The following is a 25,949-nucleotide window of genomic DNA, read 5'->3' as shown; positions in this document are numbered from 1 at the left end:
ACGCGTGTGTGAGCGCGAAGTTGGGAATGAATGTGCCGTCCTCGGAGAAGCACGACTGCGGGAATTGACGATGCAGCCACGCCGCGAACTCCGGGCCCTCCGGGTCGCCACCGTGCACGTCACGGTAGTAATCCCGCAGTGCACGCGGTGCGTGCAGTTCGGGACGCCAGCGGCCGGCGATCACCAGCGCCTTACCGACCCCCTCGATAACGGCCCGGCGCGCTTGGTCCTCCGACACACTGCCCTGGGCGGGTATCGTCACCTCCAGCCGCGTGGAGATGATCCTGGAACCGGCGGTATTCGCGCCGGCCACCGTAGTCATGGACTGCGGTTCCGGCGATTTTTCGTCACTGTGCGGCGCGACCGTAATACGGGACAACCGAATCGGGAACCGTTCGAGCAGGTCGTGCGTTGTTTCGACCATGGCCCGGGTGGCCGAGTCGCTCAACTTGTCGTAGCCGTCCACGACAGTTCCGTGCCGCCGCCGCAACTGGCTCCTGGTGGTGACCGAGACCCGATCGGCGAGATCCTGATAGGAAGCGATCACCTCGATCAGTTCACCGAGTGTCGGATCACCGGAACGCTCCGCCAGCCGGCCCAGGGCCGATAGCTGGTCCGAGGCGGATTCCTGGAGCAAGGGGCCGCCCGGCCGGCCGATGAGACCGGCCAGCTGCTCTTTGAACTCCTGGTTCAGCAACCGTGTTTCGGACTGTCTCCGCCGTGTATCGGGAATAGTGGATTCCAGGCGATACAGATCCGTCGAGTAGCGGCCGAGCAGACCCGGCAGCAGACCCGGCACCCGGCCGGCGGCCACCCGGTTCCAACCGTCGTCGTCCAGCCGGCCGAACTCCTGCCGGACCCACCGCAGGGCCTGATCCAGGCGCTCCCGGTCCAACACTTCCCGCTCGATTCCCAGGAGCGACGCCAGCCGGGCCGCGACCCTGTCGAGCTCCTGCTGGAAGTCGGCGCGCCGACCCCACGACCGAGGGCGATCCCCGGATTCCAGTGCGCCGGAACGACCCGGCGACCGCTGCGAATCGACCGTTCGCCGTGGTGCGTGCACGGGGTTCGACGCATCGTCCGGGAGCGCTGACCGCGACTCCGGATCCGATGCGCCGTGTGCTTCCGCGTCGAGGCCCTCGGGCGGTGGGGCCTGCTGCTCTCCGCGGTGGGGTTCGCCGTCCGTCCGAGCGTCCCGATCGGCTCCCGGTTCCTGCGGGAACAAGCTCCTCCGCAGGAACGAGTACACCAGCGCCTGCTCGAAGGCGGCTTGCTCGTTGCCCCCGACGCTCACATGTCCGCCGTCGGTGCTCTCGTACAACCAGACCTCGTATCCGAGCTCACGCAGCCGGGCCGCCATCTTCCGGGCGTGCCCGGGGTGAACCCGGTCGTCGTTGGTCCGGGTGAGCAGCAGTATCGGGGGATACGGCCGGCCGGGCGCGACCTCGTGGTACGGGGAATAGATGTGCGGAGCTTCGGCGGGGTCGTCCGGGTCCCCGTACTCGCTCTTCCAGATCGCGCCCTGCGACATCTTGTGGAATTGCTTCATGTCCAGGATGGGGACTTTGCCGACGATCCTGCCGAACCGCTCCGGGTAGCGGGTGAGCATGACGCCCATCAGGAGTCCGCCGCTGCTCGCCCCCATCGGGGCCAGCATCTCCGGGGTAGTGAAACCACGGGCGACGAGATCCGCCGCGATGGCGTCCATATCCTCGTGTGCCTTCGTGCGGCGGATGCCCTGCGCTGCCTCCTGCCATCCGGGGTACGCCCCGCCACCGCGGATATGGCCTTCGACGAAGAACCCGCCGTCGGCGAGCCAGCTCCGGCCGAGGACGCCGTCGTAGGCCGGCAGGATCGTTCGGCCGTGTCCGCCGTAAGCCGAAAGGATGGTGGGACGCGGCCAGGTCGCACCCCGGCGGTAGGTGATGTCGTACGGAATGCGGGTGCCGTCGGCCGAGATCGCGAAAAACTGGTCGGTCACCATATCCGTGGCGTCGAAGAACTCGGGTTCTCGTTCGACCATCCGCAGCTCACCCGTCGCCGCCGAGGCCGCGTATACCGTCGGGGGTGTGGTGTAACCCGTGGTGGTGATCAGGAATTCGTCGTCACCCAGAACAGGATCCGCCGCGAGGACTCTGGCGGTGACTCCGGCGGGAAGGCCTTCGAGCCGGCGTCGTGTCCAGCCCTGATCCGTCGGGGTGAGGATCTCGATCTCGGTGCGTACATCCGCCAGCCGTACCAGCACCAGATGATTCCGCGTCCACATGTACCCGTGCAGGGTGGTGTGGTCGTCCGGGGTGAACAGCACCTCGAAATCCCGGTTCCCCGTCAGGAAACCGTCCAGATCCGTCGCCAGCAGCGACCCCAGCGGATATTCGCGACCGCCCACGGTCCACGGGGCCTGTAGCCACACCACCATCCGGTTGTGCACCCAGCCGGCCTTGGAAGCAGCGGGCAGGTCCAGGCGGACAGGGTCGCCGTGCTCGGGCACCACATAGGTCTCGTGCCCGTAGAAATCGGTGTAGTGCCGGATCTGTCGCGGCTCGGTACCGGGGGGAAGATCGTCACCCACCCGGACGATGACATCGTGGAAGTCACCCGCCACCAGAGTTTCCGCCGCTGCCAGCGGAGTACCGCGCCGCCAGCGTTTGACGATCCGGCTGTAATCACCCTCGGTGAGAGAACCGGGCCCGAAATCCGTTCCGATGTGCAGGGTGTCGGCATCGACCCATTCGAACCGGTTGATGGCCGACGGTAGCTCGAAACCTCCCTCCTCCGGATCGATGAAGCGTTTACGCTCCAGATCGAATTCACGCACCACCGTGTGGTCGCCACCGGCCGGCGACATGCTGATCAGTGCCCGCGGCGGCCCTTGGTGCGACACCCGGGCGAGTCCGAAGACCCAGTCCTGCTCGCCCCACGACCGGTCGGTCGCCTCGGACAGGGCGGCGAAGTCCAGCAGGGTCTCCCAGTCCTGCCCGCCTTCTCGATAATCCGCGAACAGGATCCGGCGCCAGTACCCCCGCGGATGGGCGGCATCGTAACGGAAGTCGTAGAGCCACTCTCCGCTGCGGAGGGGGTTGCCGAAGACATCACCGTTCGCCGGATTGGGCCGCGCCTCGATGATGCGGTCGGGATTATCGAGGACCTCGAGGATTCGCTGCTTCAGCGCCTCGAACTCCGCCGAGTTCGCGAACGCCGCGATCGTTTCGCTGTTCCGCGCGGCGACCCAGGCCATTTGGCGTTCGCCGGTGATCTCGTCGGCGAGCCATTGATGTGGATCGGCAGCCGGCGGATCAGCAGCCGGCGGATCAGCCGGTGAACCACCATTGGACGAACCGAGTTCCCGAGGTTCACCGGCGCTCTCGGCATAGAACTCGTTGATCTTTATCTTTTGCCCGGGGAATCGTTCCTCGAACGCCGCATCGATCAACCTGCGCACCAACCGGAAGTCGGCATTCGACTCCTCGGGATTGGTGTAGTTGATATAGACATCGACGAATTCGTCGGGGTACACGACGTATCGGATCTTGAATTCCGCTGTGAATTCGTTGTTTACGATACGCAACAACGATACATCGAGGCTTTCTTCCATATCGCTGTGCCATGCGGGGGCCTCGACCGCATGCAGGACGAGGGAGGCAGCGTCTCGACCGTCCGCCGTCGTCTCGATCACCACGGACGTGGAGTCGTGCTCCTGCGCTCCGACAGCGATCACCACGCCCGCGACCTCATCCTCCGGCCGCCCCGCACCGTCGAAATCTTCCAGCGGATGCAGGATGATCGCCCCGGTTGCCACCGGCGGTGACTGCACCGCCGGGGCGGTGCTGTCGGTTCGCGGCGGCACCGCGCGCGCATGCGTCGAAGGGATGGTCTCCGGCGTATCCACCGGCTCCGCCGCCGACGCGGAGCCGACCGCTACACCCCCTCCCGGCTGCGGCACCACGACCCCGGTGAGCACCACACCATCGGGGACAGCAAAACGACCATGGAATTCATCCAGCTCCGGACCACCGTCCACCACGGAACGGTCTTCGACCAGTAGCCGCGCGGTGAACGTGCCCGCGTCCGGATCGAACGAAACCGAGACATCCTCGAATTCCAGCCAACGATCCGTCAGCACCGACCACGCCTTGTAAACGCTCTCCTTGGCGGAGAACAACACCCGATCCCAATGGATGTCGCGATACGTCCCGATCCGGTCGAGCCACTCCAGCTCCTCGGGCCGGGCAATCCGGTTGCGCAGGATATCGCTGAGCGGCTCCGGCCGCTCGGCATCGATACCCAGTGCGCGGACGAACCGCACGTCGGCCGCCACGGCAACGTAATAGCCCGGCTCGGCGAGGTCGTAACAGTTGAGATGGCTGATACTGCCGACCAGCCCCTCCGGCCATACCGGCCGGCGAGGTGCGACACCTTCACCCAGCGGCAGCAACGGCTGTTCGGGCACACCCAACTGCGCCAGCGCCCGTCGCGCGACCGTGCGCCCATAGACGATCTCACGCCGCCGAATCGCCAACTCGGGTCTCGGATCCAGCTCATCGAGCAGCACCTGCTCCGCGGGCAACAACCGTGCCGTCGAATCCACACCGACGATCTCCGCCGCCGACACCTCACCGGGTAACCCCAGCTCATCGATGAGCCCACCATCCGCCGAGGAGAGCGGTCCTCGCCCGGCCGACCCCGTCTCCTCGCTTTCCGGGCCACCGGCGCTGTTCCCGACGGGCGGGCGCTCGCCGCTACCGTCGTGGTCGGGGCCGTGGTGCCAGGCGAATACGTGCCCCGGCACACCCCGCGGCGGCTTCGGCATCCATCCGGCGGCGGTATCGGACCGCCTGGCCGGGCGGTCGAGGACCTCGTGCTCATTCGGTAGGCGACGATCGACCCCGGGCGGGGTCCAGGCAGCGGATCCGCCGGTGCCGGTCCGTCCTTGCGGAGCCGAGTCGCGGACAGCGGGCGTTCGGCCGTAACCGATGTCCTGCACAGCTTTCCGCAGCTGAGACGCTACTGTCGAGTCGACCCGCCCGCCGGCCAGCCAGGCGGCAACGGTCGCGGGGTTCACCCCCACCGCACCGGCACGCGCCTCCAACTGCGCGCGCAACCACCGGGTCGCCGCTGGGTTCCCGCGCCGTGCCGCCCGCACGGAGTCCGCCACAGCGAGGTCACTGATATGCGAGAGCGGCTCGTCCGGCGCGGCATTCAACAGCGCGGACCACACCGTCCGCTGCGGACGTGCGGGTTTCGGTGCCGGCGGCCGCGGGCTGCCGGGATCGTTGCGCTCCGCGGCCTCGTCCCGGGTCACCACGCCGGTCACCTCGTCGTAGCCGAACTCCGCGGAGGCACCACCGTCGGCGCGAACGAGCAACGTCATCCGGCGAGCGCCCGGGGTCCCCGACACAGTGAGCTCCAGCTCGCCGCCACCGGCTCCCATCAGGGCTCGCGCCCGCTCCTGCAGATACCGTCCGACGGAATTGATGTTTCCGTGGTCTGTCCAGTTCGCAGCCGCCCGGAACAATCGGTCCGCGACCGCCTCGAAGAGGCTCTTCCGGGCCTGCGCGACGGGTCGCCGGATGTGGAGCTCACCGGTGTGCCGCACCGACAATACGAGTCCGACACCCTCGGTGTCTTCGATTGTCAGGGTTTCCGCGGTGTCGGTCGCGGCCGGCCGGACGGACGGGTTCCGCATAGCGTTGAGCACGTAGACAGCTGTCACGTACGTCCGAGTGCGCGTGTCGGCATCGACAGCGGTCGCGCCGTGCAGGAAGTTCGCTACGACATGGCGGGGCTCGCGGTCCACCCGCTCGCCGGCCGGCGGCTCCCCGCCGACCGGCGCCGGGATGTTCTCGGTCTCGGCCAGCAGCCTGCGGACCTGCTCCCACACCTGGGGTATCACCGGGTCGGCGGTCGTCCGGGACTGCGGTTCGGCGGGATCACGTGTCGCCCGCTCTTCGGCGATCACCGCGTGCGCCATATCGAAGATCCGGCGATGATCCCAGTCCGCTTCCGGGATCATATCGCTGCCGGTGAACAGTTCCGGCCGCGCCGCTCGCAGCTCGCTCAGCTGCGTTGCCAGCTGACGGAGCCGCGTCCGTACCCGTTCCGACAACGGCTGAGCCGGCCGGCCCGATGCGCCGGCGACCCATACGTCCAGCGACACGAGCTCGCCCCGGGGATGCGGCGGGAATTCGTACAACTCGACGCCGGCGTCCTGGAACACCAGTAGATGACCGCCGAGGGACAACACCACGTACTCGTGGCCCGGCCCCACCCGGTGGTTCTCCCTGACCAGTGCGAACCCGTTGTGGGGCACGAGCCGCGCCAGGCTCTCGTAGTTCTCGACCCGCGTGGTATCGGCACCGAGCGCGGCCCACATATCCAACCGGGTGGTGCCGCCGATGGGATCCGACTCCAGCAGTTCTATATCCGGATCACCGGTCAGCGTGGCGAACGCCATGACCGAGTACGGACCGTACCCGTGGCTCAGATGAGGTACCGGCTCGGAATTCGTGAGGCGGACCAGGGTCGTGTCCAGCTCCCGGTCGATACGCTCGAGCTCCGCGTACGCCCGGCCCGCGGCGGCCCGCAGCCGATGCACCGCGGCAGCTGTCTGCTCGCCGCGCCCCAGCGCTGCCTCGGCGGCCGCGGTCCGGGCGCGCAGCGCGTAGTGCACCAGCGCGGCCTGCGACCGTGCGCGCTCGAGGGCCCGCAACTCCGCGTTATCCGCGGCGCTCGGCCGACGCTGTACGAGCGTGTTGTGCAGTAGGCGGACCTGTTTCGACGAGCGACTGCGCACCCGCCTGCCCTCGGACGGTGGGGGGCTGTGCCATTCGTGATCGACTCGGTGGTACGCGACGCCGCCCGCCTGCACCGCGAGCGCGAGTATCGTGCGCCGTTGCGCAGCGGCGCGCGGCACGAATACTTCGGCGATCCCCGCGGCGGGGGCCAGCTTCACAGCGGTGCCCGCGCGGTTGACCAGCGTGAAACGCTCGGCGAAAACCTGTCCATCCGCGGTATTCAGATCGGCGTCGTAATCGGCCACGACGATCGCGGAATCCGGTCCCAGCTCCACCGACCACCGCACCAGATCCGCGTAGCTGTGCAGCTGGACGAACCGGCCACCGATCCGTTCCTGTAGCCGCGAATCCGGTTCGGTGGCCGAGACGGGGGTCTCGGCGGACAGGACGGCGCTCGGTCCGAAGAGGTCGGCGATCGTGCGGACCACATCCGAGATCGGCGCATCGGGATCGTGCTCGGCGAATGCGTAGGGTGGCTCGGCCACCGCCGCCAGTCCCTCGTCCAAGGCGGCCAGTGCCCGGCTCACCCGCTCCTCGGCCTGCGCCGCCGCGTCGACTGCCGCGGTGAGTTCGGCCAGTTCACCGGCGAACCTCTCCCGCTGGTCCGGATGCCACTGCCGGACCCCGGCCTCGAATCGTTCGCGCAGCGTGCCGGCACCCGAAGTGGGAAGGCCGAGCTGTCCGAGGCCACGCTCGGCCACACTCGCCCAGTGCGTTCGGTCGATCAGAGCCCGGGTGAGATCGGCGCCGGCCGCGTCCACCGGCTCGAATGCCTGCCGCAGGCGGTGGTAGCGGTGCACCGTCTCCACCAGCTCACGCTGTTGTTCGTCAGCGATATCCGCCGGAGCGCCGAGCTCGGCTGCGTGCTCGGCGACCGGAATCGCGGGATCCAGACCCAGCCGGAGCACCGCATCCCGATACTTTCGTCCCAGTTCGGCACGCCTGAAGTCCGCGTCCCGCTGGGCCCGCGCCACCGCCCGCAGCCGAGACGGCAACGCGACACCGCCCTGCTCCGGCACCGACAGTCCGGAACCGGCCGCGCGTGGCCCGTTCGATGTCTCCGGAGCTTGTGGCGACCCACCGGACCTGCGAGCACCCGCGCCTCCCGGCCCGGCCTCGTGGCCACCGGTCGACGCGTCATCGGTGTTGTTTCGACCGCCGGTACCACGCTCGCGGACCCCGCTCGCCTCGGGTGCGCCCTCCGGTGTATCCACGTACAGCACGCTCGGATCGAGCCCGCCCGGGCGCCACCACCCCGTGCGGTTCCTCCTCTGGGCGCGGCCGGTGTCGAGGCCGGGGCCGCCCGAATCATCGAAGGACAAGGACTCCGGCGGCAGCCCCGCCGCCGGTCCACCACCCTGCGGCGGCCGCGCCGCCGACCCGTCGCGGGACGATGGAGCGACGGACGGGCGAGCCGAGCCGAGAACCCGTTCGATCAGGCGGACAGCCGATTCGGGTCGTTGTGCCGCCTCCGCGAGCTCGGACGGCTGCAACACCCCCGGATAGTCGCGATCCAACCGCCGCAACCGCACCATGGCCTCGAACGCGGCGAACCGCACCCACGCGGCAGGAGCAGCGAACTCCCCGGCCACCCCGCGATCCACTACCGCGGCCAACGCCCTGGCCAGGTCGTACACCGCGGCCTGCTCCGCTTCCCGGACCACGGACTCCGTCGTGCCCAATCGCGCCGCCGTCTCGGCGACAGATCGCAACTCCCCGAACCGCAAGGTGATCACCCGCTGCGCGGTCTCACCCAGCCGACCGATCGCCTCGTCGCGCTGGTCCTTCGTCGCCACGGCCAGCGCTCGACCGTCCAGCTCCCAAGATGCCCGGCGAGCATGGAACATGAACGCACACAAGAGTTCCCGTTGAGACTGGACGAATTCGCCGCGCTGGTGGCCGAGCTGTTCGGCCACCGCGAACACCTGCTGCCGCTTCTCGGGGCTCACAGCGGCGCTACCGGTGAACGCCCTGCTGATCCCGGCGGCACTTATCCCGACCTTCTTCGCCAGATCCGCGGTGGTCAGTGTCCGGTGCGCGCCGGCGATCCGATGCTTTACCACTATTTCCAGGGGAAGCTTCGCGACAGACCGCTGGGCGAAGCGCGTCAGCTGGTCGCGGACCCATTCCCGGTCGACACCGGCGCTCGTCGCTATCTGGTCGATGGACCAGCCGTACCCGAAATACAATTCCACATACCGTGCCTGCGGCCCGGACAGATCCGAGAAATGCGGTATAGCGGGATCCGGGTCGCGGAGGGCGACCCGCAGGATCGTCAGGGCCCGCGACGCCGCATCGGTGGAGTCCCCCCTCCTCGAAACTATGCCGTGAACCTGGTTGATCAGGTGAACAGCGGAGTAGGGCAGTGCCGCCTCCACGAACTCCGACGGTCGCAGCACCCCCGGATAGTCGCGTTCCAACCGCCGCAACCGCACCATGGCCTCGAACGTGGTGAACCGCAGTTCGGTAGCGGGAGCAGCGAACTTCACGACCGTCGCGGACTTCACCACGGTGGCCAACGCCCTGGCCAGGACATACACCGCGGTCCGCTCCGACTCCCGGATCTCGTCCTCCGCCTTTTCCAACCGCTCCGCTGTCTCGGCGATCGACCGCAACTCCCCGAACCGCGCTACGACCACCTGCAGCTCGAGCTCGCCCAGCCAGCCGAACCCACGTTGCAGCTCGGCCATCGTCGCCGCGGCCAGCACCCGGCCATCCAGTGGCCAGGACATCCGCTGCTGATGGAACATGAACGCGCACAACAACTCACGGCGCAAAAGAACGAATTCACTCTGCCGGTACCCGGCCCGCTCAGCCGCCGCGAACACCCGCTGCCGCATCTCGGGCCCCATCTGGTGCGTACCGTTGAGCACACCATCGGCCTCGTCAGGGCTCGTCCCGACCTCTCGCGCCAAATCATCGATTGTGAAGGCGCGGTCCGCCCCGGCATTCCGATAACTCGCCACCATCGCCGGGGGAAGCTTTCCGACCGAAAGCTGGGCGATACGCTCCAGCCCGTCGCGAACCGCGCCCTCGGTGCCGCCGGTGCTCCTCGCGATCAGATCGACGGTCCAGCCGTACCCGAAATGCAGTTCCGCATACAGGGCCTCCGGGCCGGACAGACCCGAGAAACGCGGTATCACCAGATCCGGATCGCGGATCAGGGCAACCCGCAGCAATGCCGGCGAGGGCTGCACAGTGTCCGGGGCGGGTTCTTCCTCGACGCGATCCGACAGTGCCCCACCCCGATCGACCGGCACCTCCTCCGGAACGGACTCCTCCACGACCCGACCCGACAGTGCCCCACCCCGATCGACCGGCACCTCCTCCGGAACGGACTCCTCCACGACCCGACCCGACAGTGCCCCACCCCGATCGACCGGCACCTCCTCCGGAACGGACTCCTCCACGACCCGACCCGACAGTGCCCCACCCCGATCGACCGGCACCTCCTCCGGAACGGACTCCTCCACGACCCGACCCGACAGTGCCCCACCCCGATCGACCGGCTCTTCCTCTGAGGTGTGCGTGGCCTCGTCATCCCAATCGGATGCCGCCTCCACCGGGGACACGTCGGATTCTTCCGGTATCGCCGGAACGTCTTCGCCGACAGCCTCCGCCACCACACGCAGTAGCTGTCGAACAGCAGCCCAATTGGTCAGCGGCCGCCCTGCGGTTCCGGCCGGGTTACCGCCCCCCCAGAAACTGTGCCGCAACCACCGGTCGTACGGCGTACGGGCCAGCGCTGCCAGTGCCCGCTGCGCGGCAGCTGCCGGAATCGGTTCCGTCAGCAAGTGATAAGCCGGGGTCGAGTCCATCCCCTTGTTCCGCAACACCGTGGCGACACCCTCGCACATATGGCGGAACACCATGCATGCGACTACGTCCCGAGCTATCGCGCGCAACCATGCTTCGATATTCCGGTCGGGCGCAGCCGGCCCCTCCGGATCGAAAGCAAGCGCGAAGACCTCCCGCACGACCTTCCCGGTCAATTCCCGCCGATCGGGTCTGTCGGCCATCGCCACGCTGAAAACCGGTGTGGCGATATTGCGGGAGAAGCGCTGCCACAGCAGTTTTCTCGCCTCTTCATCGCCGGCACGCGCAGCTCGCAACTGCTCCAGCGGTCCCGCGACAGCAGGTGACCCGGGTGCTCGGGTGTCCGCAGCGCCCCCGGAACGCCGGCCGGCCGGCCGATCCGAGGCCGAATCGGCCCCACGCGGACGGGGGCGGTCCCACAGGTGGCTTCCGTCCCCTTCGGGATGATGGAACTGCAGGTGTGGCGGTACGGCGCGCGCGCCCGAACCGCGGCGACGGTGCGGGAAATGGGGGTCGAGCGGGTTCGGGTCGATGTGGTGGAACAGTTCTACACCCGGAGGCAATGCGGCGGCCGGTCCCCCGCCCGCAGCGGGCGCGGCGGGCGGTGATGCGACGGCTCCGGGCACCAGGCCCGCACCCCGGCTCGACGCGGAATCATCCGGCTGCGCCGGGCCCTCGTTCGATACTCGCGGTGCGGGCCGGTCGATCAGGGCGACGGTGACGTTGTTCGGTGCGCCCGCCTCGATGGCGTGCCGCACCATGCCCCGCGTAGCGTCGATCAGACTGTTCGAGGCCTGCGCCAGTTCCTCCCGGACGCGGTCGGCCATCCGCTGTTCGAGGGAGGTCGCACGTGGTCCCCCGGCGTAGAACCTCACCGCACCTTTCGTGCACAGCAGATACACGCCGTCGCCGTCCGGGGTGTGGATTTCGGGCAAGACATTCTCGTCTCCGATGTCCTTACCCAGATAACGAGCGGTGACCGCCGGGTCGAAATTCCGGGGGCGGACCTCGGCCACCGTGGTGCCCCGTTCACGCGCCAATCGCTGGAGATACCAGATGTCCTCGGTCAGCTGTACCGCGGGCCCACCATCGAGCGGAATCCAGTACGCGACGGAATCTCCGACCACCACGGTGAAAGTCTGTGTCGGGGTGACCAACGCCAGCACCATAGTGCTCGCCGGGGGAATCAGGGAGTCGGCGTACTTTTCCGCTAGCAGGTCCACAACGGCCTTTTGCGCGGCTTCCGCTGCCAGCTTCGCGGTCTCTGCCGCGTCCGGCCGCTCGCCTGCCCGCGCGCGAGCGGCCGTGTGGGGCAGAACGGCCGCGGCCGCCTTCGCGGCCACCATCGCCGCCTCCTCGCTGCCCCTCCGGCCGGACAAACCGTCGGTGACGACTCCCAGCCGCCACTCCTCACCGCCGATATCCGCCGTCGTCAGCGTGAGGAAGTCTTCGTTGACGCCGTTCTGCCGGCCGGGCTGCTCGCCCCGGTCGGTTACACCCGCGGCCGAGAGCAGATCGACTTCGTGATGGTCTCGCCATCTGGGCGAACCGACCGGCAGCCATGGACGTTCCGGGTCGACATCGTGCTCGGCCAGGCCACTGAACACACGGCCGGTGTAGGCGGCCTTGCTGTCGTCTTCGGGAGTCCTGGGTAGTGCGTCGAACAGTAGCCAGGACCGTAGCTCGGAGAAGCTGCTCCGGCGTTGCGGGTCGGCACCGATGCCGACCCCTTCCAGCACCTGGAACGTCATGGCCGGCACGGACCACAGGAACGCGGCCGGGTTCTGTTCGCGATATGCGCGCAACCAGGGAACGATCCGGTGCGCATCCGCGAGCTCTTCCACATAGATGACGACAGAGTCGCTGAGCCAGCGGCCTGGACCGGAGATCTTCGCGCTTTCCACGCCGGGGTAGCGCTCGGGATCGGCGACGACCTCACGCACGATATCGCGCATCACCACAGCCGCCGTATCGGGATGGAGGTGGACGTAGAGACGGAATTTGTGCTTACCTCGCTCCGCCCCAGCTCTGTAGTACCGGATATCGAAAACAGAGTCGGAAATTCCCAGCCACTCGTGCAAATTCTCGGGCCGTAGCTCGCCCTCCGAATACGCATTTCGCGCAACCGGGAACCCCACCTCGCCGGTTCGGTCCACGGAGATGTTCGCCAATGTGGTCAAGAAGGCCCGGTGGTCGGCGACGGAGTCCGGCTCCCACTCTTCGAGACCGATCTGATGCCGATAGACATCACGTGGGGTTCCGATGGATGCACGAGCGGCGAAAACGGTATCGATGCACCTTCGCAGGCTTTCGTGAGAACGATCCGGCGGAACGATTCCGCTCTTCTGATGCGAGAGCGTGCTCAATGCGACAAGAATATCGAACGGGGTTTCCGCACCGAGCTTTTCCCGAATTTCCGTAGGATCCCGCGGCTCGTCGAATATCGCCGGGAACCGCGCGACCGCGTGCTCGATGATCGCCGAATAGCGCTCACGTACGGTCGGCACCGAGGTCACGGCAACGGACGTGCCACCGGATTCCGCCCGCAATGCCTCCGCGAGAGCGCGGACCCGTTCATCTGCCGTCAGGTACCGGGCGACAGGCTCCTGGACCTGTTCCCGGACCTGCCGCTCCCGATCCTCGGCACTGCCGGACACCGGCCGGACCAGCGTGGTCGCCGCCTCGGCAGCGACCAGGGCGTCCCACCATTCCGCGACGGCATGGAAGTGGTGCACCAGCAATCGGAGCCGCTCCGGGGCGGCGGGGCCCTCGGGCCGGTCGATCAATTCACGCAGCTCATCGAGACGATCCACCATGAGACGCAACCGGTGAAGGCGCTCATCGGCGGCCCCCGCCTCGCGTGAGCCCGGCTCGCCGGCTCCGGCCTCCGCCGAAACCACATCGCGTTCTTCGGCGATCCGCGCACGCACTTCGGCCAGTCGCGCGGAATCGACAGCGGCACGCAGATCAGCGGCAGCGGAGAACGCTACGCGCGGATCGGATGGTTCTCGTGACTCCCCGGATGCTGTTCCGCGCTCGGCGCCACTGCCTCTTTCGGCGCCCGGCTTCCGGAAGGCCTGCCCGGAGAGCTCGTTATCACCGTAAGCGTTCCAGGTCGCCATCCCGGTCGGGTTCGGCCGGCCCCCTCGCGCCGCCGGACGAGGCGTTCCGAAGGTACCCGGCTCCGCGGCACCGACTCGGCCCGCCTCACCGGGGGCCGCGGCCGGCAGGAGACCACGTTGCCCGAGCAACGGTTCCAACCGTACCGGGCGACCCCGGTATTCGAGGAACACAGCCATCGGGTCCCGGCTGGATCCCGGTGCGAGTACCACCTCACCGAATCGACGGAAAGCTGCCGGAGAAAAGCCGTCCGCCTCCATCGCGGCTACCGCGTCGGCGGCATACCTTTCCGAATCTATATAGCTGTAATAGTTGGATGCGTACCACCATTGCGATGCGAAGACATGGTTGGCGTTGGCCAGCCGGAATGCAGGCGGGATCGATTCCACCGCCATCCCGGCTTCGGTCAGGAACTCCTGTTCCAGCCGTTCCACCACTACGGCCGCATCGGCTTCCGACGCACGCAATTGCTGCGCCCGCTCGAGCGTCATCATATGCAGTGATACGTCCAACCATGCCGTTTCCGCTCTGGCAACCGAAGAATAGCCCTGGTTGAAATTTTTTGCAGCGGAAAGTTTATTAGCCAGCTCGACCGGCATCGGCGAACCCGTTTCACGGTGCTTGGCGAATTTCACCAATATCGCCGGCGACTCCGCCAGCCGACTGCCCACCATGGAAGGAAATTCCAGATAGTTTTTCGGCAGCTCGAACCACGAAGCGCTTTCGTATCGAACGTCCTGCTTGAATTCCTGTAGAGCATGGAAGAATTCATGCATCAACGTCGAGAACGAAGTATCCCGGAGCCCGCCGTCACCGGGACGCTCGACATCCGCGACGGTAACCACAACCGCTCGACTGCCGAGCAGATGCGATCGGCCCATGAGCGGCGTCGTCCTCGCCCAGCCGTTCTTACCGGCCCTACTGTGGAGGTCCATGACATACAGGCCGATCGAGGAACCGCCTTCTTCGAACACCTCGAATATCCGGACCTCGGGATGGTACCGGGGTATATCGTCCCGCTCCTCGAACGACAACCCCATGTACCGGGCCATACGGAAAAGTATTCCGTGCAGTACGTGCTCGAGTTCGAAATAAGGACGAATCGATTCACGATCCAGACCGAAAAGTTTTTCCTCTTGCTTTCTTGCATAGTAGGGCCGATCCCACGGCTCGAGCGGATGCTCGCCCGATTCTCCGGAATCAATCGAGTCCCGCAGGGCCGCAGCCTCGTCCAGCGATTTCCTCACCGAGAAATCCGCGAACATCGACAGCATTTCCCGCACAACCTCGGGATTGCCCGTGGTATGGCGAGAGGTTACGTACTCCGCACAGTTTTCGTACCCCAAATAATTGGCATACTGTGCACGTTTCACCGCGAAATCCAGCACCAATTCGTAGGTTTCCTCGCCGGCGCGGTGGAAGGATTCGAGGTACACCTCCCGACGAAGGTCACGGTCGTCCAGATACTTCAGGTACGGGGGGACCGTCGACAATGTCGGCACGAGTAGATAGCCGTCATCGTAGCCGGCATAACGGGCCGCCTTCGCGGCCGCCGAAAGCATATCCTCCGGAAGTCCCTTCAACCGTTTCCGGTCGGCGACGTATACCGAAGCATTCTTCTTGTCCTCGGCGGTACGCTCGGCATATTCGGACGACATACCTGCCAGCTCGGCATCCAATTCGGCCAGGGCCTGTTTACGCTCATCCTCCAAACCGGCGCCCGCTCGAACGAACTCGTCGTACTTTCGATCCAGCAAGTTTCGGTCTTGTTCGTCCAGCCCCAAATTCTCACGCCGACGATACACCTCGTCGATCCGAGCGAACAGGACCGGATCACGCAGTATGGAATTCCGGTGGGCCTGGACCAGCGGCTCCATATCCTTGTAGATCTCGTTGATACGGTCATTCGTGTCGACATCCACTCTGAGCCTGAGGACCTCATAAGCTCGTCGCAGCAGTCGCCCGGAGCGCTCCAACGCGACAACAACGTTTTCGAAGGTCGCAGATCCGGGATCCAAATCTTTGATCGCCGATATCTCTCCGCGTTGCTCTTCCAAACCACGACGGATCAACTCCGCATAGTGCTCGTCGCCGATATCCGCGAGTTGCGATACGAAACGCACTGCATGATCGGAAAGGCCGGTCGGCGGATTTTCCGCATCACCCGATACGCCGCGCCCCTCGCTGACGCCACCGGTAGCCGGCGCAGGCACCGCGTGCTCGGCGCCGCTGCCTCTTTCGGCGCCCGGCTTCCGGAAGGCCTGCCCGGAGAGCTCGTTATCACCGTAAGCGTTCCAGGTCGCCATCCCGGTCGGGTTCACTCGACCGCCTCGCGCCGCCGGACGGGACGCGGCGGAAGGCAACACGCCCCGCCGACGCGCTGCTGCGGGGAGCGGCTTCGGCGGAACGACCCCGGCGTGGCCGCTTGCCCGCGGCGCTGCCGCTGTGGCTTCGGCAGCATCCTCCTTGTCGAAGTACAGAGCCAGGTGACCACTGCTGCCTTCCACCACGACATCGAGCTGGTCCCCGGTCAGTTCCATTGTCAGAGTGCCGTCGACCCAGGTGAGCAGCCGGGTCATGCGCCTCGTCACCGCGGTGGAGGTTTCGCTGATCTGCCTTTCCGGCCAGCCGGGCATCAACGTGGGGATCAATCGCAAGCCGAGTAGGCCGCGGGCGGGCTGATCGTGACGCAGATGCATTCGCATCGATACTGTGCCTGCGGCGACCTCGATATCGAGCAACCTGTCCTCGTGCCTGTCACGAACCTGGATTCGGTGGCCCGCACCGAGCGGCTCCACCGGCGACAGCCGAGTACCCGTGTGTTCGAGAACCTTGTCGAGCGTCGCGGTGACAGCCGCCCGGCTGCTGTCGTCGAGACCGGACACCTGCGCAAGTGCTTCGCTGATTCGAATTGCCGGATCTGCCGGTCGTACCACGCCGGGACGGGCCCGGTCGTCGAGCTGCCTCGCTTGCGCCCGCAGTTCGGCCAGGGTATCGACGGCTCGAACGATCGGCTCCACCACCAGGAACCGCTGACACATCTCGGCCGTCCGGTCGGCGAACAGGAATCTCTTCGGATCGTCGGGCGGCAGCGGCGCATGCTGCTGTTGCTCCGCCTGTCCCAGCAGATTGTGCACCTGATCGATGCTCAACTGCTCTCGGTCCACGCCCAGGAACCGCGTCAGCGCGTCCTGTACTTCGTCACGCTCCCGGATCAGTTGTTCCAGCAGCGGGGAGCCCGGATTCAACTGTGTGGGATCCAGCGAACGTTCGTGCGCGAGCAGTTCGGTCACGACTCCCTGCGTGGAGGCTCGCTCGTAGGCGTCGATCGCGGCCTCGAGGAGACCGACCTGCCCATCCTGCCTGTGGTAGGTGTCGATCCGGGAGACCAGAGCCCGGCTACGTGGGTCCGTGGCTCTGCGGAGTAGTTCCAGCTCGCCGGACATCGGCCCGAGCGCGGCCAGTTCTTCATCGGTCAGATCGTCGAGTTCCCCGCGTGCCAGGTCGCGGCGCTCCACGGCCTCCCCGAGCGCCCGGGCCAGTACTGCCAGCCGTTCCCCGATATCGAACGTGGTGTCCGGTTCCACCGGTCGCGCGGCGGCCGATCCCTGCTCCGGGCGAGCCGACGCTACGCGCTCGTGCCCCCTCGCGTCGTCCCAGGCCCAGCCGTAGAACTCGGCGTAGGTCGGCGCGGACAGTCGGGGGCCGACACGCTCCAGCAACGGCCGCAACGCCGCGACACCGGCTTGCCGGGCGCGAGCGATGTCCGGTGCCGACGGCGTACGGCTACGCCCGACCTCGTCGAGAACATTCCGATATGCCGCCGTGTAGGCACGTTCCAGCGCATCGGGCGGCTCGGTATCGTAACCGGCTCGCCGGAGTGGCTCGGCTTCCCGGAGTTGCCGCAGTACCTCGGCACGCCTCCCCTGCGCTTCCGCCTCCTCATCGAGCCGGGCCTCGACGTATTCTTCGCGTTTCGAACCGAAGAATTCCCGAATACCGCCGCTACCGGTACGCTCCCGCGCCCGCTCGACGTGGAAAGCGCCCGCGGCCATGGCTGCGGCCAGTTCGGCATCGGAGCTGCCTGCGTCGAACACCAGAACGTTCCTGGCCGGGTACAACCGGTCGTCGGCATGTGCTTCCAGCAGGAAGACCACGTCGTTGTCGCTCAGAACCTGGTCGGCCCAGGGTCCGATATCGGTTTCCCGCAGTATTCGCCCGGCCCGGCGGAACCGCTGCCGACCGGCCTGCTCGGCCAGGTTCAGCCAAGGGACGTCGGGCAGGGCCGGTTCCGGTCGATTTTCCGGATCGGCGACCCGTTCCAGCGATACTTTCCCGTTGAAGTCGCTGGAGGCGGACCAGAATTCACAGTCCAGCTCGGCCAGCCCCACCATTTCCGGGTGGTCGGCGATCGCATCGGCCCGCAGCCGGTGGTGATCGGACTCACCGGCGATGACGACCATACGCGGCCAATTGCCACCGATCACCGCGACATGATCGGTCAGTGCCATCCCGGGATCATGCTGCAACATGGCGGCCGATACATCACGGGCGACAGCCGCGTCGGCCGCGGCGTGAGCGGCGGCCGCATCCCGCGCCGTGGCCGCGCGCCACGCGACGAGGTCGCGGAACAGTAGTTCCGCATGAGCTCGACGGCGAGCATCGGCGGGCGATTCCGGGACGGGCGGCGCCAGACGCTGCCGCTCGAGTTCTCGCTCGATCGCGCCATCCAGGATGCGGAGGTCCCGATCGGCGGCAGTCCGCGCCATTGCCGCCCGCCTGATTTCCTTCGCTGCCTCAGGAGTACTCGGCGTATACGAATTCTCCTGTGCGGACGCCGCACGGGCGGCGAGCCAATCCTTGCGGGCTTGCCGAACGTAGTAGCCGGGTTCACCGAGGTGGTGCGGCGACGAGGTGTTCTCGTCGAACGCATCGGGCGACGCCAGGAACTCTGTCAGCTTTTCGGGCGACGCGAGGAACATCGCCAATCTGTCGCGGGCAGATCGCGTGTGCTCCATGGACACGCCGTACACCGTGAGGAACTCGTCCAGTCTTTCCGGAGCTTCGAGGAACTCCGCCAGCTTGTCCGGTGTGTCGAGCAATCCCGCGACCTTGCCGGGGAAGGCAAGGTAGACCTCCAGGACGCGAACCCCGGCCTGATAGCCGATCGCCAGCTGTTGTGACTCGGTAAGGCTCGGATCGAGTTTCAGGGCATCCCGGACTGCTTTGCTGTGCGCTTCCCTGTAGAGGAGGTGCCTATCCTGGTCCTCGATCTGGTAATTGCAGGCCCGCACCGCCTCTGCGAACAGCGCTTCTCGCGCGAAGGATCTCGCTTCGAAGTGCAATACCGCGTGGACGTACTCACCGTGCGTCATCGTGGCGGGGTCCGGCGCAGGATGTTCGTCTAAGTCCTGGGCGTGCACGTTTTCGTGGACCGCGGTGATGCCCTGAGCGAGCAGACTCGAACCGGTCATCGAGATACGGCTCATCAACTCGGGCAGCCTGTACTCGCCGGACAAGCCCGGCAGGCTCGCCACGTGTCGTACCTTGACCGTTGGCGGCAGCATCGCCCTCCACTCGGGCCCCGCCTCGTCGAGCACCGCCAACACTTGATCGCCGATCGTGTCGAGTGACAGGCCGACCGCGAACTGGAGATCGGAGGCGGGGGCGGGAGCTCCCGGGAGGTCGATCGGGCAGCCGGCCGCGTCGGACACGACCACCCACATGCCTTTCGCATCCACCAGGTCCGATGGCCGCATCGTGTCTTCGAACGGACCGAATATGCCCTTGCCCGGGTCTTCTTTGCGATACTCACCGTTCCGGTACACCACCCGGAACACATGCCCGGCGACACCGTGCTCATCGGCCTTGGCCGAACCGACGATCACCAGTGCCGACGCGCCCTCGCGCCGCGCTTCCGGCAGTGCGGCCAGTGCGTCCACAACACCCCGATATGGACGTACCGATCGCACAGGGAACCGGCGGACATGCGTGAGCTCGGCACCCGCGATACGCACGAGGCTCGGCACCTGCATACCCCGCATGCCCTCAGCCGCGGGTATCTGATCCCGTTTCACCCAGGGCAGCAACCCCAGCACCAGGTGTCCGCAGAGGTTGGCGGCATGCTCTGCCTCGCGCGCACCGGTGGAATCGGGCGGTGGAACGTGGGCGGCGACATCGAGTACACCCGTCTTGCTGCCGGACCTGCCCATCGCGGAACCGAGGCCGGCCGGGCGGGTACGGACCAGAGACGGCGGCTTGTCGATGACGCTCTTCTCGAAAGCGAACGGTTGCGAGGCCGGAATCGAGACGTCCCGGCTCTTGCCGCCGACCACATCCAGGATGTCTACTGTGCCGGCTGGATCGCGAGGCAGAACCGGTGACGGCCGACCAGGGGCGAATGCCTGCGCCGCCCTCGTCATGCCCGGACCGAAGGCGTAGAGCAGGTCGGGACGTTGGTTGCGGCTCGCCGGGGATGTGAGACCTTCCCGCGGAGCGCTGCCGTCACCGGTAACCGGCGGCGGCACCTCTTGCTCCCGCGGCACCACGAAACCGAGCCGGTCCATCGCGGACCGGACCGCCGGCGCTTCGACTTCGCCACGAGAGACCCGCTCCACCACGTCGGCACTCACGCCCGCGAGATAGGCGACATCGGCGACTGTCGCCGGCCGGACGGTACCGAGAACCGAGTACTTATCACCGTGCTCGTCCGGGAGCAGGTCGGCGACCAACAGTTCCGCCAGTTTCACGACGGTGCGGCGTCCCAGCAGGTTGATCGAGTTCTTGTTCTTACCGAGGGCGGTGGCGATCTCCTTCGGCCGACTGTCGTCGACGAAGCGCATGCGGAGATATCGCCGCTCGTCCTCGGTGAAATGCTCCTCGGTGGCCACCCTGCCGACGAACGCCACGAACTGCGCCGAATCGTGGCGTCGAGCGGCCTCGATCCGCTCGACGGCCTCGGCGGGAGTGGGTGGCCTGCACCCCGTGATCTCCTCGGCCAGCCAGCGGACGGCCCGCGTGAACAGCTGGTCGACGGCCTTTTCCTTACGGCCCGTAGCCGCCAGGGCGGCCACCATCTCCTCCCGCGTTTTGTCCTGCATGATCCGCAGGCGGATGCACTGCTGCTCATCGGCCGAGAGCCGCGGCAGCGCCCGTAGCACCGCGTGGCGGTGACTCAGCCAGGTGATCCTGACGAGCTCCAGTGCCTGACCGCCTTTGCTGGGTACCTCCCCGGTGGTCAGCGCCTGCGCGATCTTGCGGACCACCCGTTCCTGCAGTGCCGTGGCGGCCTCTTCGGAGATTCGCATCTCGCGCGCTATCTCACGGATGGTCCGTTTCCGCGTAACCAGGAATCGCAACCGTACGAACTCCCGCTGACGTGGCGGGAACAACTGGATCATGAACCGCAAGGTTTGCGCAGGGGTGTTGCGAACCAGCTCCAACTCGGTACCCGCGGCGGCGGGGGGGTTCGCGGTCCCTTCGGAGGTATCCACCGTGACGGTCTCGGCCGTGAGCACAGTCGCGGCGCGCATAACAGCGCGTCGGCGCAGATTGAAAGCCGACCGCGGCGTGATCTTCAGCGCGGCGGCGATCGCGGCGAGCGAAGCGGGTTTCTCCCGCCCGGCCAGCAGCATGAGGCAGTCCCACTGGTGGGGCGTGAACGAGCTCCGGTGGCGTTGCAGAACCGTGGCGTCTTCCGCCCAGGCTCGGGTGAGGGTTTCGAATGCCGCGGCGAAAGTCAGCGGTTCGGTACCGGCGAGCCGGTCGATCAGCTGACGGACCATCACCCGGTACAGCTGCCGCACCGCTTTCCGGCCCCGGCCCGTCTCGGCTGAAATCTCATCGAGTGTCCGGCCCTGGAGGAACCACAGCTCACCGACTGTTCGCAGCGCAGGCGATAATTTTTCGAGTGCCTGCCCGACCAGCTCGTCGTGCGCTGTTCCGGCAGTCGTCGCCGCCGGATTCTGTTGCTCGACGGCCAACGCCAGTGCCAGCACTCGCAGGACCACGCGATCTCGTGTGGTCACCACCGGCATCTCCGTCGACTCCGCGAATCGGAGAATCGACGCACGCTCTTCGCCGGAAAGCCGCGCCAAACCGTGCTGTCGAGCGGATGGACTTGCGGCTGCCAGCGCTCGGCTCAACACGCCGGACGCCGGATCTGCCTCACCCAACACGAAAGGAATGTGCACTTCCCATGCGGCATCAGCAGAAATCGAGGCGGACTTCTCTGTTCTCCTTGCCACGCGGCGCGTGTGCTCGATCATTCTGGAAAGCTGATCGGCAAGGTCGGGGATCACCTGGTTCAGCTGTTTCCGGACAACATGCTCCCCGAGATCGTCCGCCTCGGCGATATCGGCAATACTCCGGCCCAGGAACCACCGGACGAACGTAGTTCGATGCGTCAGAGGCAACTGCTCGACGAGAACGCGCAACTGGCGCAGGTGCTCATCACGTGCCATCCGCAGCACAGCGATCGCAGGTGCCAATGATCCCTCGGACATGGCAACGACCACGCCGCCATTCGCGAGCAGCGCCGTCAGCTCCTCCCCCGACACCGGAGTCCCATCCGCTTTCCGGCCGACCTGCTGCCCGTCGGCCCCACCGCCCAGCATGCCGACCAAGCGGCTCAACGCCTCCGGCACCATTGCCGAGACGATATTCGCGTCGAGGCCCAATACCCTGGCTGCCATCTGGACCGGCATACCCTTGCCCATGAAGAGCAGCATGAGCAACCGGCGCTGCTCGGGGGGCAACGCGACGACCGCGGCCCGGAATTCCCGCTCACCGGCTCGAACCAGCACCCGCCGATCTACACCCTGGGCAGTGTTCGCCACCGCGTGCCGGAACCGAATATGTTCCGTCCGCTCCGCCAGCACCGCATCGGTGAGCGTCAGAACCCACCAGCGGGCATCACGGGTCTCATCGAGCTCCGCACTCCGCAACGCCGCCCGCCGGAACACCTCCGTGACCAGTTCGGCGGCAACCTTCGGATCTCCCACCCCGGCAACCCGTCGGGCCACCACCGCCGTGAAACGACCCCGCAACTGCTCGGCGGTAACAGCCGTGCCTTTCGGAACGGACGGCGATTCGGGCCGTGCGGCCCGGGAACGGCCATCGGCCGCCTCGTTGTTCGCGCCGGGCCGCGCCACCGGCGCACCTTCGTGGCCGGCTGTGGGACCGTTGCCGGAGGAATTCGGCGATCCCAACCCTGCGGTGGAGCCGATCAGGCCGGGTACTCTGCGGCCCTGCCGCCACGCCCGGAGCCGGGCGGCCACACTGTCGCCGAGCCGTTGATCCGGCTTGCCGTCGACGAACGCCATACCCTCGAACGGTCCGAGCTCGTCCAGTTCCAGGCCGTATTCGGCACCGAGGCGCCGCGAGCAATCCGCCAGGGACTCCCATTGCTCGAGCCGGACCACATCGTCGGTGTGGAACGACACCCATACATCGGGTTCGCTCACCCGCTCGCTCCGGTTGTGCAACACCATCAGGTGGTTCGCCACCTCGTTGCGCCCGACCGGGCCCGGCCGTCGCAGGACCAGTGCCACCACCGATCCCGGACGTTCGGCCATCCACCCCTCGACGGTCCGCTCCTGCTCCGTCTTCGATACACCGTGGCGGCTCACCGCGTCCCAGCCACCGCGGTGCAATGCCGCGCCGAAGACGCGCTGCATCGTCCGGACTCGTGGCGCCCCCTTATCGATCCGCTGCTCCGCCCGCTCCCGGATGCCCTGGTCACCGGTGAGACGCGCGACCAGATGCGCGGAACCGAATACACAGAGCTCGGGATGACTGGTGAGCTCCGTCCACGCTTTCGGCTGCTGCGAGGTAGCGGACACCACAGGATCGCTCGCTACCGCGGGGGTGAGATCCGGAGTATCGGTAGCCGATGCCAGGAGCTCTCCCGGCCGCGCTTTCCGGAGCTCCCCATCCCGCAGGACCAGCTGACCGCCGACGATGACCGCGCTGACTCCCGCGGCCGGTTGCCGCGGGTCGGTGAGGGTGGCGACCTCGGTTCGGAAAGCGGCGGGATCGAAAAGGATGAGATCCGCGATTTTCCCGGCTTCGATAACACCGCGATCCACCAGGCCGAAGCGTTGGGCGGGCAATGAGGTGATCTTGCGGATGGCTTCCTCGAGCGGGATTCCGAGCCGCGCCGCCTCCTCGAAATACTTCGGGAAGGTCCCGTACAGGCGGGGGTGCGGCTTCTCCGCGTCGGTCGGCAGGCCGTCCGAGCCGATCATGCTGTAGGGCTTGCGGAGTACGCGAGCCATATCCTCGGGGCTCAGGCACAGCGAGACGAAAGTCAGGTCGCCCCGCGTTTTCTCCAGCATATGGCAGACCACCTCGGTGACCTCCACGCCGAGAGCTTCCGCCGCCTGCTCCAGATTGAGGCCTTCCAGCCGTTTGAGCGCCGCCAGGCTGGCGAGTTCTTCGGTGTGCCTGTGGTTTTCCTGGCGCTCGAGTTCGGCCAGATCCGTGGCGCCCCGCAACCGCTCGAGTTCCTTCTCGTGCCTCCGGGCCTCTATGGCCGTGAGTTCTTCTTTGGACCTCTGCACTTGGAGACGCGCGAGTTCCTCGGTCGGAACGGGTATTTCTTCCAGAGCCGCGAGCTCGGCGGCGTGCCTGCGGTTTTCCTGGAGTTCGAGGTCGGCCGGATCCTTCGCTTCCCGTAGCCGCTCGAGTTCCTTCTCGTGCCTCCGGGTTTCTTTGCGCGCGAGTTCCTCTTCCGGAACGAATGTCAGGACGAGTGCCTCCGGGGTGTCTCCCTGAAGGATGTTCTCCCAGTCCGGATAGTCGGGGTCACCGTGGACGAGTTTGTGGCGGATCTCGGCGCGTGCCTCGGGATCGCCCAGTCTGACCATTTCCTTGCCTCCCTGCAAGGCGCTGGGCGGCAACAGGTAGATCGGGATGAGACCGGTACTCGGGTACGGGTAGACATCGACGGTTACGTCCAGGCCGGAGGTAATGGCTTCGTCGATCATGCGAAGCGCCTCGGTCATCGTTCCCCAGTTCGCGGGGCCGGTGGCCTTGAGATGGCTGAGGTGGACAGCCACTCCGGTATCCCGGGCTATCTGCAACATCTCCGCGACGGAATTGAGCAGACCGTCGCCCTCGTTGCGCATATGCGCAACGAGCAGGCCGCCATGGCGTTGGACGACGGCCGCGAGAGCGGTCAGTTCCTCCGAGGTCGCCGTGGCGCCGCCGTAGATCATTCCCAGGGAAAGACCGACCGCGCCGGACCGCATCGCCTCCTCGACGTGCTCCGCCATAGCGTGGATTTCGCTCTGGGTGGCCTTACGCGCGGCGTGTCCCATCACGGCGACCCGGACCGCATTGTGGCCCAGCAGCGGACGAACGTTCTGTCCCAATGCCTTCCGGCCGAGCATGTCCAGCCAGACCCGCATGGTGGGCCAGTCCCACGGCCGGTCGATCACACCGAGCACCGCGGCGGCATCCTCGGCGAGTTTTTCCGCGGCTTCCGGATCCCCCTCCTTGGTCGGGAACATGCTGAAACCGCAGTTGCCGGTGATCACGCTCGTAGCGCCCTGGCCGATCTTGAAGTCCAGCACACCCCACTTCGCGACGGCTACGTCGTCATGGGTGTGTGTATCGACGAAACCCGGTGCGAGCGCCAGCCCCTGCGCGTCGACGACGGATACGCCGGCCCGTTTGGGGAGAGCGGGGCCGCTGGCCACGATGCGCCCGTCGCGCACCACCACGTCACCGGCGAACGATACGGCGCCGGTTCCGTCGAAGACGGTCGCCTCGGCGATGACGATATCCTGCCTCAGCAGGTACTCCAGTCGTTCCCCCAGCTGCCGGATATCCGCCGAGCCGGACTCGTGAAGGGCGGCGGCGGACTGTTCGAGCTCTTCCACCCAGCCGCGCACGGTTTCATACCACGCCCGCCGGTGGGGTTCGTCGCGTCGGCTGTGGGCGTCCGCGTACCACCGCTCCAGTTCGAGCAGGTTGTTACGCAAACGCACGGCGGAGTTGAATTCGTCGGCGTAAGCGCTCAGCGTGTGCAACCGCAGCAACCGCCGGCCCGACCGCACCAAGACGCTGCGCTCCCGCCGCCCGAGCCCGGTGCGGATATGTTCGTTCGTGGCGAGCGCGTCGACAACGGCCTGTATCCGTTCGACAGGCGCGGCCGGCGAGAACGGCCCGATTTCCGCCCGCGGTGCGTCCGGCAGCGCGCGGATCCCCGCGGCG

Annotated in this window: 1 protein-coding gene (running past both ends of the window); it reads right to left on the bottom strand. The window is 66.8% G+C overall.

This entire window lies inside a single protein-coding gene on the bottom strand: locus tag ACYR7D_RS09940, encoding a GntR family transcriptional regulator. The 89,373-nt coding sequence extends 25,835 nt beyond the window's left edge and 37,589 nt beyond its right edge, so the window shows coding positions 37,590-63,538, spanning codon 12,530 (partial) through codon 21,180 (partial); the first complete codon in reading order (the gene reads right to left) occupies window positions 25,946-25,948. The start codon and the stop codon both lie outside this window.

Source organism: Nocardia sp. X0981, from assembly GCF_977089955.1.
This window is presented reverse-complemented; position numbering and strand designations above follow the sequence as displayed.